This window comes from Actinomadura hibisca NBRC 15177 (assembly GCF_001552635.1).
Lineage (GTDB): Bacteria > Actinomycetota > Actinomycetes > Streptosporangiales > Streptosporangiaceae > Spirillospora > Spirillospora hibisca.
The window spans coordinates 94334-108413 of sequence record NZ_BCRO01000019.1 but is presented as its reverse complement, the minus strand read 5'-3'; the positions used below and the strand labels follow the sequence as shown (position 1 = coordinate 108413).

Below are 14080 nucleotides of genomic sequence, written 5' to 3'. Positions count from 1 at the left end.
GGGCCCCGGTGTGCTCTCACTTCGCGACCTCTCATGACGCGTTCGGCTCGGTGGTTCCGCGAATGTCCTTCACGTACCAGTTGTCGCCCTTCTTCACCATGGCCATCCAGTAGGCCTGTTCCAGTTCGCCCGCGCCGCCGGCGGCGCTGCCGGGCAGCTGCCACGCCACGGTGACGGTGACGGTGCGCTCGTCGGCCGCGCCCTTGGGCGCGACGACGCCGCGGACCGCCACGTAGTTCACCGACTCGGCGAGGCCCGGCAGGGCGGGGCCGGCCGCGTAGCGCGACAGCGTCGCCTGGTCGCTGCGGGCGTACGCCTGGAAGAAGGTACCGAGCATGGGCTGGAGCACGCTCTCCAGGGCGGTGTCGCGGTCGCGGACGCCCTGCTGGGGAAGCGTGGCCTTGGTGGGCGGCGGGAGCAGCGCGGGCCGGCCGGAGATGACCAGCGCGCCGTCCTTGGCGAAGACGGGGACGTTGAGGCGGAGCCACTTGTCCTGGCTGCGGGCCAGGATGGTCACCGACGCGTTGTTGGCGTCGTGCACCTCGACGCCGGCGACCTGGACGGACTGGACCGACAGCTGGCCGACGCCGTTCCAGCCGAACTTGGGGTCGGCGCCCTCGGGCAGGAACGCGCGCAGCTGCTCGTCGCGGGCGGGCGCGTTCTTCTGGTCGTAGTTCAGGTAGACGTTGGCGAACTGGAGCGCGTAGGCCCCGGCCGAGCTGCTGGGGAACTGCCCCTCGCGGACGGCCGGGCTCGCGCCGGTGCCGGCGCCGTCGTCGGCGGTGAAGCGCTCGAAGGGGGCGCGGATGCCGTTGACGAGGATGACGAGCAGGACCGCCCACAACACCGCGCGGCCGATCCACACCCACCAGCGGCCGCCGGACCCGCCCCAGCGCCCGCCGCGCGGGCGGTCGCCGCCGGACCCGCCGCGGCGGCGGCCCCGGTCGGGCACGTCCCACGGGTCGAGGGCGCGGCCGGTCGCCGCCTCCTCGACCACGGCGGTCTCACGGCCGTGTTCCACGGCCGACCTGCGAGCCATCCTGCCTCCGCTCGCGCCTCGCCCCCGGTCGGCGCGGTCATGTTCGCCTGGTCTCGTACGTGTCGAACGGTGGCCTTGCCAACCCACCTCGGGCCCAGCGTAACCACGAGCGCCAATTCTTCCAGCGCATCGCGGTCAAGCACAGCCCCGCCGCGCGGTTGTGGATAATGCAATCCACCTCGTCCGGAACAGGGAAGATTGCCAAACGGTGACGATCCTCTACCCATGCCTCCGAAGGGTGCGCAGGTCCCGGTCACGGACAAGCGGGCCGGAGTGCGGCGGCGATTACCGACCGGGTGTCCGTCCGGCCCGCAATCTCTTTCCATCGAATCCGACATCGTGTCGACTTCGCGACATAACTGCACGTAGCACGCTGCATGCGCGGGAATATCTCCCCGTACCGGACACCGAAACTTGCGCACGCGCGACGGCCCGGCGCACCCCCGAGGGTGGGCCGGGCCGTCGCGGGAACGGGCGCGGTTCAGACGTTGAAACGGAACTCCACCACGTCGCCGTCCTGCATCACGTACTCCTTGCCCTCCATCCGGACCTTGCCGGCGGTGCGGGCGGCGGCCATCGAGCCCTCGGCGACCAGGTCGTCGTAGGACACGATCTCGGCCTTGATGAAGCCGCGCTGGAAGTCGGTGTGGATGACCCCGGCCGCCTCCGGCGCGGTGGCGCCCTTGCGGATCGTCCAGGCGCGCGACTCCTTGGGCCCGGCGGTCAGGTAGGTCTGCAGACCCAGGGTGTCGAAGCCGATGCGCACCAGCTGCGACAGGCCCGACTCCTCCTGGCCCATGCCCTGCAGCAGCTCCAGGGCCTCCTCGTCGGGCAGCTCGATGAGCTCGGCCTCGATCTTGGCGTCCAGGAAGATGGCCTCGGCGGGGGCGACCAGCTCGCGCAGCCGACCCTTCAGCGCCTCGTCCGACAGCTCGTCCTCGTCGAGGTTGAACACGTAGAGGAACGGCTTGGCGGTGAGCAGGTGCAGCTCGCGCAGCAGCGCGAGGTCGATGCCGGCCTTGGCGGCCCCGGCGAACAGCGTGACGCCCTCGTCCAGCAGCTTCTGCGCGCTCTGCACCGCGTCCAGGACGGCGAGCTGGTCCTTGTCTTTCTTGGTGCGCGTCTCCTTCTCCAGGCGCGGCAGGGCCTTCTCGATCGTCTGGAGGTCGGCGAGGATCAGCTCGGTGTTGATGGTCTCGATGTCGCGCGAGGGCGCGACATCGCCGTCCACGTGGGTGACGTCGGGGTCCTCGAAGGCGCGGATGACCTGGCAGATCGCGCTGGTCTCGCGGATGTTGGCCAGGAACTTGTTGCCCAGGCCCTGCCCCTCGGAGGCGCCCTTGACGATGCCGGCGATGTCCACGAACTCCATCGTGGCCGGGAGGATCTTGGCCGAGCCGAAGATCTTCGCCAGGCCCTCCAGCCGCGGGTCGGGCACCCCGACCACGCCGACGTTGGGCTCGATGGTCGCGAACGGGTAGTTCGCGGCCAGCGCGTCGTTCTTGGTCAGCGCGTTGAACAGCGTGGACTTGCCGACGTTGGGCAGCCCGACGATTCCGATGGAGAGGCTCACGGCGGACAAGTTTATGGGCCCGCCGGACCAGCGGCGGACGGCGCCGGGGTGAACACCTGTGGATGATCTCCCCGGCGCCGCGCCGCAGATCCGGATCAGACGCCGTGGCGGCGCAGGAACTCGGCGATGTGCCGGAAGGCGGCCTTGCCCTCGGGCATGTAGTCGGAGAACACCGGGAAGACGTGCACCAGGCCGTCCCACTCCTGGTAGACCGCCTCGACCCCGGCCCGCCGGGCGCGCTCGGCCACGTCGCGGGTCTCGTCGCGCAGGATCTCGGTGCCGCTCGCCACGAACATCGTCGGCGGCAGCCCGCCCAGGTCGGCGCGCGCCGGGGCGAACAGCGGGTCGTTCTCCTCCTTGCCCGCGCAGTACTGCTTCCCCAACTCGGCCAGCTTCCGGGCCGGGATCAGGTGGTCGGTGCGGGCGTTGGCGGTGTGGGAGTCGGCGGCGCACAGCAGGTCCACCCACGGCGACAGGCAGACCGCGGCGGCGGGCAGCGGCGTGCCGCGCTCCTTCAGCGCCAGCAGCAGGGCCAGGGTGAGGTGGCCGCCGGCCGAGTCGCCGCCGACGACGATCTGCGCCGGCTCGTGCCCGCGCGCCAGCAGGAAGTCGTAGGCGGTCAGCGCGTCGGCGAGCGCGTCGGCCGGGGTGTGCTCGGGCACCAGCCGGTAGTCCAGCGCCAGCACCGGGCGCGCGGTGGACGCCGACAGCCGCCAGTTGAACGGCCGGTACAGGCGCGGGCTGCCGAAGAAGTAGCCGCCGCCGTGCAGGTAGAGGAAGACCTTGTCCTCGTCCGGCGCTCCCGCGCGCACCCACTCGGCGCCGCACCCGTCCAGCTCCTGCGGGGTGATGGCGACGCCGCGCGGCACGGCCTGGAGGCGGCCGAGCAGGTCGGTGGCGCGCTGGATGCGGACCAGCCCGGCGTCGCTGTCGGGTCCGTGCTCCCAGGCGGTGCGCATCAGCACGCGGATCACCTTGTTGGCGATGCGCGCCTGGAGGGTCGGCGGCCCGCCCGGCTCCAGGGCCAGCGCGCGGGCGACGCGGCGCTCGGCCGGGGTGGTGGCCACGGGACGCAGGGCGTGCGGCGGGGTGTCGATGGTCATGCGCTGCTCCTCGGCGGGGGCCGGGCCGGACGGACGTTCGCGCCGTCCGTCCGGGTTCACGATGCTTAGTGAACGATGAGGCTAATTGTCGGGCTCGGCGGCCGTACCGGCGCGTCGCACCGGCGCGCCCGGGTCGCGCTGTCACGATGAACGGATGGATCTCGCGCTGTTCGCCGGCCTGTTCGTCGGGGCCGCCTTCGGCGTCGTGGTCGGGTACGCGCTGGCCACCGGCCGCCAGGGCGCGCTGATCGCGCGGGCCAAGGCCGCCGAGGAGAAGCTCGCCTACGCCGAGGAGCGCATGGCCGAGCACTTCGAGAACCTGTCGGCCAAGGCCCTGGACGCCAGCAACCAGCGCTTCCTGGAGCTGGCCGACACCCGCCTGAAGGCCGCCGGGATCGAGGCGGCCGGGGAGCTGGAGCGCCGCCAGCAGGCCGTCGAGCACCTGGTCGCGCCGCTGCGCGAGACGCTGGCCAAGGTCGAGGAGCAGCTCCGCGAGGTCGAGACCGGCCGCCGCGAGTCGCACGCGATGCTGGCCAAGCAGGTGGAGTTCGTCCGCCAGAGCTCCGAGCAGCTGCGCGGCGAGACCCGCACCCTGGTGCGCGCCCTGCAACGGCCCGAGGCGCGCGGCCGCTGGGGCGAGCTCCAGTTGCGACGCGTCGTGGAGCTGGCCGGGATGACCCACCACTGCGACTTCGACGAGCAGGCCAGCGCCGCCACCGAGGACGGCACCGTCCGCCCCGACATGGTGGTACGCCTGGCGGGCGGCAAGAACATCGTGGTCGACTCCAAGGTGTCGCTGGCCGCCTACCTGGAGGCCGCCGGGAGCGACGACCCGGCCGCCGAGCGCAACCGGCTGGACGCGCACGCCCGCCACCTGCGCAACCACGTGGACCAGCTCGCCGCCAAGTCCTACTGGCAGGCGTTCAACCCCACCCCCGAGTTCGTGGTGCTGTTCATCCCCGGCGAGGCGTTCCTGGCCCCCGCGCTGGACCGCGACCCCGGCCTGCTGGAGTACGCGATGCGCCGCCGCGTGCACATCGCCACCCCCACCACGCTGATCACGATGTTGCGGACCGCGTCCTACGCCTGGCAGCAGGCGGCCCTGTCGCGCAACGCCCGCGCGGTGTTCGAGCTGGGCAAGGAGCTGTACGAGCGGCTCGGCACGATGGGCGGGCACGTGGACGAGCTGGGCCGCTCCCTCACCAACGCGATCAAGTCCTACAACCGGACCGTGGGTTCGCTGGAGACGCGCGTGCTGGTCAGCGCGCGGCGGCTGAACGAGCTGGGCGTCGTCGAGACGCCGCTGGCCGGGCCCGCGCCGGTGGAGGAGAGCCCGCGCGCGTTGTCGGCCGCCGAGCTGACGGCGGCCGACGGGACCGCCCGCGAGAACGGCGGGCGTCCACAATCGGTCTCCGCCACGGAACCGATAGGTTTCCGCGGACGGGCCGTCCCTGATCAAATTGATCGGGAGAAAGGGTGGCAATGAGTGCATCGACGATACGCGAAGCGCCCGGCGGCGGCGCGTCGTCCGGCGGGGGGCCGGCGCGGCGGCAGCGCGGCGCCGCGTCCGCGCGGGCCGCGGGCGGCGCGGTCACCCTCACCGGACGCGGCGGCATCGTCGTCATGTTCGCCACCGCCCTGCTGGGCGGCCTGCTGGCGCGCTGGCTGGAGCTGGAGCTGCTGGCCGGGGCCGGTTTCGTGCTGGGCTGCGCGGCCGCCGCGCTGCTGACCCGCCCGGCCGACCTGCTGACGCTGGCAGTGAGCCCGCCGCTGGTCTTCCTGGCCGCGACCTTCCTGGCGGTGCTGGTCACCGCGCTCGGCGACGGCTCGCTGCTGACCGGCGTGGGCGGCGGGGTGCTGCTGGCGCTGGCGGCCACCGCGCCGTGGTTGTTCGGCGGCACGCTGCTGCTGCTGGTGATCACCACGCCGCGCGGGCTGCTCGCCCAGGTCAGGGACCTGCGCGGCCGGCTGGCCGGGATGCGCCTGTTCATGGAGGAGGAGAACGAGGACCCGGTGCGCTGGGACGAGACCGCGCAGCAGCGCCGGTCGCCCCGCTACCGCCGCTCCGCCTCCGCCCAGGACGACGGCCCGCCGCACGCCGACGTGGACTGACAGCCTGATCGGCTGCCTCAGCCCGCACCGCGAGCGCGACCGAAGGTCTGTCGCGCGGGGCCGAAGCCGAAGGCGAGTCCCCGCGCGACAGATCGCGAAGCGATGCAGCGCTCGCCAGCTTTCCGGTCAGGTCCGAGCCTCCAGGCGAGGGCCTGGGCCGGAAGGCCGTTGAACACTGCGCAGCTCGTGCGGGAGGGCGAAGCGCATGCTCTCCTTGACCGACTCGATCTCCTCGACGTCGCCGTAGCCGCGCTCGGCCAGCCACGCCAGCACGCCCTGCACCAGCTCGTCGGGCACCGACGCGCCGCTGGTGACGCCGACGGTGGTGACGCCCGCCAGCCACGCCTCGTCGATCTCGGCGGCGTAGTCGACCAGGTAGGCGTTGTCGGCGCCGTGCTCCTTGGCGACCTCGACCAGGCGGACCGAGTTGGAGGAGTTGGTGGAGCCGACCACGATGACCAGCTCGGCGCCCGCGGCCATCTGCTTGACGGCGACCTGCCGGTTCTGGGTGGCGTAGCAGATGTCGTCGGAGGGCGGGTCCATCAGGTTGGGGAAGCGCTCGCGCAGCGCGCGGACGGTGGCGAGGGTCTCGTCCACCGACAGGGTCGTCTGCGACAACCACGCCACCTTGTCGGGGTCGCGGACCTGCACGTTGGCGACGTCGCCGGGGCCGTCGACCAGGTGGATGTGGTCGGGGGCCTCGCCGCTGGTGCCGATGACCTCCTCGTGGCCCTCGTGCCCGATCAGCAGGATGTCGTAGTCGTCCTTGGCGAACCGCACGGCCTCCTTGTGGACCTTGGTCACCAGGGGGCAGGTCGCGTCGATGGTGGCGAGGTTGCGGCCGCGCGCCTCCTGGTGCACGACCGGGGCGACGCCGTGCGCGGAGAAGACCACGATGGAGCCCTCGGGCACCTCCTCGGTCTCGTCCACGAAGATCGCGCCGCGCTCCTCCAGGGTGCGGACCACGTGCACGTTGTGGACGATCTGCTTGCGCACGTAGACCGGGGCCCCGTACTTCTCCAGGGCGATCTCGACCGTCTCGACGGCGCGGTCCACGCCGGCGCAGTAACCACGCGGTTTGGCGAGCAGGACACGGCGCTGGCTGTTGGAGGTCATGCCCCTATCGTACGAGCCGTCCCACACGTCCCGCACCGTTCGCCGCGAAGGCCGTGAACCGCCCCGAACCGCTCCGAACGGCGCGGACAAAGCTCTGGTGAAGCCCGCAATGTGACCCACTCCACGCGCTTTTTGGACAGAAATCCATTAACCCGGGGTGACCACTCTCGCACCCATGGGGCAAAGTGAGATGGACAGCCGGTTCCGTATCGACCCAGTCCCGTGACCGGGACAGCAGGGAGATGGAAGACGATGACGAGATCGCCGCGCCGCATCAAGCGACAGGTGCAGGAGACGGTGGGCGAGCAGGTCCGCGACCTCCCCCTGCACGCGGTGCGCCTGGCCATGTTCGGCGTGGGCCGGGCCCTGCTGCTGAGCGACCGGGTGACCAAGGACTACAAGGAGATCACCGAGGGCGGCGGCGTGAAGCCGGTCATCGGGCGGCTGGCCGGGGACGTCCAGGTCACGACGTTCAAGGTCGTCGGCGCGGTGGTGGAGAAGGTGCGCGGCGGCGAGGAGGCCGAGCCCGCGCCCGTGGCGGCCAAGCCCCGGCCGAAGGTGGAGGCGAAGCCCGCGCCGAAGCCCGCGGCCGACGCCGACAAGGAGATCTCGATCGGCAAGCCCGCGGCCGCGCCCAAGCCGGCCGCGAAGCCCGAGGTCAAGCCCGCTGCCCCGGCTGAGCCGAAGGCCGCCGCGCCCGCCCCGAAGGCCGAGCCGAAGCCCAGGCCCGCCGCCAAGCCGGAGCCGAAGCCCGAGGCCAAGGCTGAGCCGAAGACCGAGGCCAAGGCCAAGCCCGCCGCCAAGCCCGAGTTCGAGCCCAAGCCCGAGCTCAGGCCCGCCGCCCAGGCCGAGGCCGAAGCCGTCGCCGCCGAGCTGCCCGTGCCCGACTACGACGCGGCCACGCTGCCCCAGCTCCGCGCCCGGCTCCGCGGCCTGTCGGCCGACCAGGTGAAGCTGCTGCGCGAGTACGAGGCCAAGCACGCCGCCCGCGCCGAGGTCCTCAAGATGTACGAGAACCGCATCACCAAGCTCAACGGCCGCGGCTGAGGCCGTGCCCGGCCATTTGATCACGGCACGAAGAACGGCCCCCGGGAATGTCCCGGGGGTCGTTCTTTCTGTCAGCGGGGGTCACGCCTGCGCGGGAAGCGGCGCTTCCTGGAAGGTGTGGTCGATGTCCACCCGCTCCAGCGCCGCCAGGTGCCGGCGTCGCACCACCAGGATCGCGATGGCGACCAGGCAGCACGCCGCGCCGACGTAGTAGGGCACCGAGGCGTCGGTCTTCTCGGCCAGCTTGCTGGCGAAGAAGGGGGCCAGCGCGCCGCCCATCCAGCGGACGAAGTTGTAGCCCGCCGAGGCGACCGGCCGGGGGTTGTCGGAGACCTCCATGGCGGCCTCGGTGAAGGCGGTGTTGTTCATGCCGATCGGGATGCCGGACAGGATCGTGCAGATGATGATCCCGGTGTGCCCGGACACCGCCAGGCCGAGCTGGAAGACGACCAGCAGCGCCAGCGCCAGGTGCATGACCCGGACCGTCCCGATGCGGCGCTGGAGGAAGGGCGCGGCGAACACCGACGCCAGCGCCACCAGCACGCCCCACCCGAAGAACACCAGGCCGATGCCGTGCGCGTCCATGTGCAGGATGAACGGGGTGAAGGCGAGGATCGTGAAGAACGCGTAGTTGTAGAACAGCGCGGTGAAGGCGGTCGTGGACAGGCCCCCGTGGCCGAGCGCGCGGATCGGGGCCGACAGCCTCGTCGGCGTCGCGGGCTTCGGCGTGGGCTTGAGCAGCGTGGCGATCAGCAGGAATCCGACGGCCATCAGCACGGCGGTGCCGAAGAACGGGTAGCGCCAGTTCATGTCGCCCAGCAGCGCGCCGACCAGCGGGCCCATCGAGATGCCGAGGCCGAGCGCGGCCTCGTAGAGGATGATGGCGGACTCGGCGCCGCCGCTGGCCGCGCCGACGATGACCGCCAGCGCGGTCGCGACGAACAGCGCGTTGCCGAGGCCCCAGCCCGCGCGGAAGCCGATGAGCTGGCCGACGCTGTCGGAGGTCCCGGCGAGCGCCGCGAAGACCACCACCAGCGTGAGGCCGATCATCAGCGTCCGCTTGCCGCCGATCCGGCTGGACACCCAGCCGGTGATCAGCATCGCCACCGCGGTGATCAGGAAGTAGCTGGTGAACAGCAGCGACACCTGGGACGGCGTGGCCTGCAGGTTCTCGGCGATGGCGGGCAGGATCGGGTCCACCAGGCCGATGCCCATGAACGCGACCACCGCCGCGAACGCCGTCGCCCAGACCGACATCGGCTGGCGCAGGATGCCGCCCTTGGCGGCCGTGTCCGGTGGCTGCGAGTGCATGAAGACCTTCCTCTCAGGAGGGTGCGGCTGGGTCCTCGGTCGCGCGGATCGGGGGCTCAGGACGGGTCGAAGAGACGGTCGAGCGCCGGCAGGGCCGCGGCGATCGCGGCGCGCTGCTCCTCGTCCAGGGCGGCGATGCGCTCGGCGAGCGCCTCGGTGCGGCGCTCGCGGGTGGCGTGCAGCTGCGCGGCCCCGGCCGGGGTGATCTCGACGGTGACCACGCGGGCGTCGGAGGCGTCCCGGCCGCGCGCCGCCAGGCCGTCCCGCTCCAGGCGGTTGACCAGGGCGGTCATGGTGGGCAGCCGGACCCCCTGCTCGTCGGCCAGCTCGGTCATCCGGCGGGGGCCGCCCTCCAGCGAGCCGAGCACCGACGCCTGCTGGCTGGTGACCGGCTGGTCGGCGCTGACCCGGCGCAGCAGCAGGACCACGTCGCGCAGGCGCCGGTTGAAGTGCTCGGCCAGCTCGCGGTTCGGATCGGTCACGTCGTCTCCTCGAATTACTTAGCCAGTCTAAGTTAGTTTGGCTAACTATTCAACCCGGGGCGTTCGTCCCGGTACGGGCGGCTCGTTCAGCGGCGCGCGGCCCAGATGCCGCGCACATGCCTCAGATGGTGGCGCATCAGCGCCTCGGCTCCCGTGACGTCCCCCGCCGCGACCGTGTCGAGCAGTTCCAGGTGCTCGGCGGCCGAGGGCAGCAGCTCGCCGCGCTCGGCGAGGCTCGGCACCCCGTACAGCCGCGACCGGTGCCGCAGGTCGCGCACCACCCCCACCAGGTGCGCGTTCCCGGCCAGGCCGAGCAGCGCCAGGTGGAAGTCGTGGTCGGCGGCGATGTAGGCCAGCACGTCGCGGCGTCCGGCGGCGTCGACGATCGCCTCGGCGAGCGGGCGCAGCGCGGTGACCTCGGCGGCGGGCAGCACGCCGGGCACGGCGGCGGCGACCCGGCCCACCGTCGGCACCTCGATCAGCGCCCGCACCTGCGTGATCTCGTCCAGGTCGCGGTCCGACAGCGCGGTGACGCGGAAGCCCTTGTTGCGGACCGCGGTGACCAGGCCCTCCTTGGCCAGGTCGAGCATGGCCTCGCGGACCGGGGTCGCCGACACCCCGAACCGCTCGGCCAGCGCGGGCGCGGAGTAGACCGAGCCGGGCCGCAGGTCCCCCGCCACCAGCGCGGCGCGCAGCGCGTCGGCGACGCGCTCGCGGGCGTTGCGCCGCTCGCCCAGCGGCGGCAGGTCGGGCGGCGGGGGCTCGGACATGGGCCGCTCCTTGCTCGGACGGGCTCGGGACCGGCTAGCGGGCGCCGCCCAGGTACGCCTCGACGACGCGGGCGTCGGCGGCCAGCTCGGCGGCCGGGCCGTGCAGCACCGCCGCGCCGTTCTCGATCACCAGCCCGCGGTGCGCGATCCGCAGCGCGGCCTTGGCGTTCTGCTCGACCAGCAGCACCGTGGACCCGGCGGCGTTGATGTCGCCGATCACGTCCATCACGGCCGCGACGATCAGCGGGGCCAGCCCCATCGACGGCTCGTCCAGCATCAGCAGCCGGGGCCGGGCCACCAGTGCCCGGCCGATCGCCAGCATCTGCTGCTCGCCGCCCGACAACGTGCCGCCCTGCTGGCCGCGCCGCTCGGCGAGGCGCGGCAGCAGCTGGTAGACCTCGTCGATGCGGCGGCGCAGCTCGCCGGAGTCGCGCACCAGGTAGCCGCCGATCTGGAGGTTCTCCTGCACGGTCAGCGTGCTGAAGATCCGGCGGCCCTCGGGCACGTGCACCACGCCCGCGTCCACGATCTTGGTGGCCTTGGCGCGGCTGATGTCCCGCCCCGCCAGCGTGATGCTCCCGGCCGACGGGCGCACCAGCCCCGAGATCGCCGACAGCGTGGTGGTCTTGCCCGCGCCGTTGTTGCCGAGCAGCGCGACGATCTCGCCCTCGCGCACGGTCAGGTCCAGCCCGCGCAGCGCCTGGACGCCGCCGTAGCGCACCTCCAGGCCGCTGATCTCCAGCAGCGGCGCGGCCTGCGATCCGGCCGCCGCCGATGACTCACCCTTCGACACCGCGCACCTCCTCACGCGCCGCGGCCAGCTCGGCGTCGTCGGCGTCGCGCCCGAGGTACGCCTCGATGACGGCCGGATCCTGCCGCACCTGCTCCGGCGGCCCGTCGGCGATCTCCTTGCCGAAGTTGAGCACCACCACGCGCTGCGAGACCTCCATGACCAGGCCCATGTCGTGCTCGATCAGCGCGATCGCGGTGCCCAGCTCGCGGATGCGCCGGATCAGATCGAGCAGTTCGCCCTTCTCGCCGTGGTTCAGCCCGGCGGCGGGCTCGTCCAGCAGCAGCAGGCGGGGCCGCCGGGCCAGCGCCCGCGCGATCTCCACCCGCCGTTGCTCGCCGTAGGGCAGGTGCCGCACCAGCCCGGCGCGGTCGCCGCGCAGGCCGACGAAGTCGAGCCACCTGTGCGCCTCGTCGGTGGCCTCCTGCTCGCTGCGCCGGTAGCGGGGCGTGTGCACCAGCGCGTCGAACACGTTCTGCTTGAGCCACAGGTGCGTGCCCGCCCGCACGTTGTCCAGCACCGACAGCTCGCCGAACAGGCGCGGGTTCTGGAAGGTGCGCGACACCCCCAGCCCGGCGATCTTCGCGGGGCGGCGGCCGGTGACCGGCGCGCCGTCCAGCGTGACGCTGCCGCCGGTCGGCTTGTAGAAGCCGGTGACGCAGTTGAACGCCGAGGTCTTGCCCGCGCCGTTCGGCCCGATCACCGACACGATCTCGCCCGCGTCCACCGTGAACGACAGCCCGTCGATGGCCTGCACGCCGCCGAACGCCAGCCGCAGGTCCCGTACCTGGAGCAACGTCATTCCGCCGCCTCCCCCGACCGGGCCGCAGTGTGCGGCGTCTCCCGCGATCGGTGCGGCCACAACCCCTGCGGACGCACGATCATCACCATGATGAGCAGCACCCCGAACACGAAGAACCGGTAGTCGGCCAGCCCGCGCAACAACTCCGGCGCCAGGCTGATCACGATCGCGCCGATCACCACGCCGGGCGTGGAGCCCATGCCGCCGAGCACCACCGCCATCAGCACCAGCGCCGACCACAGGAAGGTGAAGCTGGCCGGGGAGATCGCCGACAGCTGCGCGGCGAACAGCACCCCGGCGAGGCCGCCCCAGATCGCGCCGCCGATGTAGGCGGCGAGCTTCACCTTGTAGGTGTGCACGCCCATCGCCTCGGCGGCGTCCTCGTCCTCGCGCACGAACCGCCAGGCCCGGCCGAGCCGGGAGCGGCCGAGCCGCGCGGCCAGCAGCACCGCCAGCGCGACGATCAGCACGGTCGCGTAGTAGAACCCGGCCGGGCCGAGGGCGTCGCCCCACAACCCCGGGATGCCGTAGATCCCCGAGGGGCCGCCGGTGATCTCCAGGTTGTTGGCGCAGATGCGGATGATCTCGCCGAAGCCCAGCGTGACGATCGCGAGGTAGTCGCTGCGCAGCCGCAACGTCGGCGCGCCGATCACGATCCCGGCCAGCACCGTCACCACCACCACGATCGGGACGGTGGCCAGCAGCGGCAGGCCCAGCTCGGTGGCCAGCACACCGCTGGTGTAGGCGCCGACGGCGAAGAACGCCGCGTAGCCGAGGTCGAGCAGGCCGCAGTAGCCGACCACGATGTTCAGCCCGACCGCCAGCATCACGAAGATCGCCGCGCTGGTCATCACGTTCAGCGCGTACGGCGTCGCGATCACCAGCGGCGCGGCCAGCGCGAGGGCGAGCCCGCCCCAGCCGAGCCGCCGGCTCTCCAGCAGCCGCGTCACCAGCGAGGGCCCGCGCCCCCGCACCGGCTTGACCGGCGGCCCGCCGTCGACGGGCCGGTTCTCGACCGCGCTCATACGCGCTCCGTCACGCGTTCGCCGAGCAGGCCGGTGGGCCGCACGGTCAGGAAGAGGATCAGGCAGCCGAACGCGAACACGTCGCGCCACTGGCCGCCCAGCCAGTCGGTGCCGAACGACTCCAGCAGGCCCAGCAGCAGGCCGCCGAGCATGGTGCCCTGCATGTTGCCGATGCCGCCGATCACCGCGGCGGTGAACGCCTTGAGCCCGATGATGAAGCCCATCAGGAAGTCGATCTTCCCGTAGTAGCCGCCGGCCATCACCCCGGCCGCGCCCGCCAGCGCCGAGCCGATGAAGAAGGTCCGCGCGATCACCGCGTCCACGTCCACGCCCATCAGCCGCGCGGCCTTGGGGTCCAGCGCGATCGCCCGCATGGCGCGGCCCTGGCGGCTGCGCATCACCAGCCAGTTGAGCGCCGCCATCAGCACGATCGCGATGGCCACCAGCACGAGTTGCTGGACGGTGACGCGCGCACCGAACACCTCCATCGACGTGCCGCCGAGCCGCACCTGGTAGACCTTCGGGTTCGGCCCGGCGACGATGCGGGTGCCGTACTCCAGCGCGAACGACGCGCCCACCGCCGTGATCAGCAGCGACAGCCGGGGCGCGCCGCGCAGCGGCCGGTAGGCCACCCGCTCCAGCGCGACCCCGGCGAGGCCGGTCACCGCCATCGTCGCCACCAGGACCAGCAGCAGCGCCAGCAACGACTGCGACTGCACGAGCCCGCCGAGCACGCCCAGCATCGCGAACCCCGAGAACGCGCCGAGCATGTACAGGTCGCCGTGGGCGAAGTTGAGCAGCTTGATCACGCCGTAGACCATGCTGTAGCCGAGCGCGACCAGGGCGTAGAAGGAACCGACGAACAGGCCGTTCCAGATGAGCTGGCTCACGCCGTGGCTCCGGTGTTCCG

14 protein-coding genes are annotated in these 14080 nt (G+C 72.4%); 3 read left to right on the top strand and 11 right to left on the bottom strand.

The window, feature by feature from the left end; genetic code table 11:
* Window positions 1-31 precede the first annotated feature (31 nt).
* The 3 genes from AH6_RS09465 to AH6_RS09455 all read right to left on the bottom strand — a co-directional run bounded on the left by AH6_RS09465 (window position 32) and on the right by AH6_RS09455 (window position 3775).
* On the bottom strand, window positions 32-1039 hold the full coding sequence (locus AH6_RS09465) for a conjugal transfer protein (protein ID WP_083982500.1): 1008 nt from the start codon (window positions 1037-1039) through the stop codon (window positions 32-34).
* A gap of 481 nt (window positions 1040-1520) precedes the next feature.
* The gene (gene ychF / locus AH6_RS09460; RefSeq protein WP_067476889.1) at window positions 1521-2612 is read right to left on the bottom strand and encodes a redox-regulated ATPase YchF; all 1092 of its coding nucleotides are present in this window, start codon (window positions 2610-2612) and stop codon (window positions 1521-1523) included.
* 95 nt (window positions 2613-2707) lie between these two features.
* Window positions 2708-3775, bottom strand: a complete 1068-nt coding sequence (locus AH6_RS09455; protein ID WP_245679249.1) for an alpha/beta hydrolase — start codon at window positions 3773-3775, stop codon at window positions 2708-2710.
* 94 nt (window positions 3776-3869) lie between these two features.
* Here AH6_RS09455 and AH6_RS09450 point away from each other — a divergent pair, with 94 nt between their 5' ends.
* Window positions 3870-5201 carry a DNA recombination protein RmuC gene (locus tag AH6_RS09450; protein WP_067476883.1) on the top strand — a complete coding sequence of 444 codons (1332 nt, stop codon included), beginning with the start codon at window positions 3870-3872 and terminating at the stop codon, window positions 5199-5201.
* A complete protein-coding gene (locus AH6_RS09445; RefSeq protein WP_067476881.1) occupies window positions 5198-5827 on the top strand; it encodes a DUF6542 domain-containing protein in 630 nt (209 codons plus the stop codon). The genes AH6_RS09450 and AH6_RS09445 overlap by 4 nt, the downstream gene beginning before the upstream one ends.
* 126 nt (window positions 5828-5953) lie before the next feature.
* On the opposite strand, the gene AH6_RS09440 is transcribed toward AH6_RS09445, so the two are convergent.
* Window positions 5954-6943 (bottom strand): 4-hydroxy-3-methylbut-2-enyl diphosphate reductase, encoded by a 990-nt coding sequence (locus tag AH6_RS09440; RefSeq protein ID WP_067476879.1) that lies wholly within the window; start codon window positions 6941-6943, stop codon window positions 5954-5956.
* A 252-nt stretch (window positions 6944-7195) separates the two neighbouring features.
* On the opposite strand from AH6_RS09440, the gene AH6_RS43585 reads away from it, so the two are divergent.
* The gene (locus AH6_RS43585; protein ID WP_067476876.1) at window positions 7196-7990 is read left to right on the top strand and encodes a DUF8129 domain-containing protein; all 795 of its coding nucleotides are present in this window, start codon (window positions 7196-7198) and stop codon (window positions 7988-7990) included.
* A gap of 81 nt (window positions 7991-8071) precedes the next feature.
* Here AH6_RS43585 and AH6_RS09430 read toward each other — a convergent pair whose 3' ends face one another.
* The 7 genes from AH6_RS09430 to AH6_RS09400 all read right to left on the bottom strand — a co-directional run bounded on the left by AH6_RS09430 (window position 8072) and on the right by AH6_RS09400 (window position 14060).
* On the bottom strand, window positions 8072-9301 hold the full coding sequence (locus AH6_RS09430; RefSeq protein WP_157431365.1) for an MFS transporter: 1230 nt from the start codon (window positions 9299-9301) through the stop codon (window positions 8072-8074).
* 56 nt (window positions 9302-9357) lie between these two features.
* Complete coding sequence (locus tag AH6_RS09425) at window positions 9358-9783, bottom strand: MarR family winged helix-turn-helix transcriptional regulator (RefSeq protein ID WP_218005762.1); 426 nt, start codon at window positions 9781-9783, stop codon at window positions 9358-9360.
* Window positions 9784-9869: 86 nt separating this feature from the next.
* On the bottom strand, window positions 9870-10553 hold the full coding sequence (locus AH6_RS09420) for a GntR family transcriptional regulator (protein ID WP_067476873.1): 684 nt from the start codon (window positions 10551-10553) through the stop codon (window positions 9870-9872).
* Between the two features lie 34 nt (window positions 10554-10587).
* Window positions 10588-11346, bottom strand: a complete 759-nt coding sequence (locus AH6_RS09415) for an ABC transporter ATP-binding protein (protein WP_245679248.1) — start codon at window positions 11344-11346, stop codon at window positions 10588-10590.
* On the bottom strand, window positions 11333-12145 hold the full coding sequence (locus AH6_RS09410; protein WP_067476871.1) for an ABC transporter ATP-binding protein: 813 nt from the start codon (window positions 12143-12145) through the stop codon (window positions 11333-11335). Before AH6_RS09410 ends, AH6_RS09415 begins: the two co-directional genes overlap by 14 nt.
* Window positions 12142-13170, bottom strand: a complete 1029-nt coding sequence (locus AH6_RS09405) for a branched-chain amino acid ABC transporter permease (RefSeq protein WP_067476868.1) — start codon at window positions 13168-13170, stop codon at window positions 12142-12144. Before AH6_RS09405 ends, AH6_RS09410 begins: the two co-directional genes overlap by 4 nt.
* Window positions 13167-14060, bottom strand: a complete 894-nt coding sequence (locus AH6_RS09400) for a branched-chain amino acid ABC transporter permease (protein ID WP_067476864.1) — start codon at window positions 14058-14060, stop codon at window positions 13167-13169. Before AH6_RS09400 ends, AH6_RS09405 begins: the two co-directional genes overlap by 4 nt.
* Between the last annotated feature and the right edge of the window lie 20 nt (window positions 14061-14080).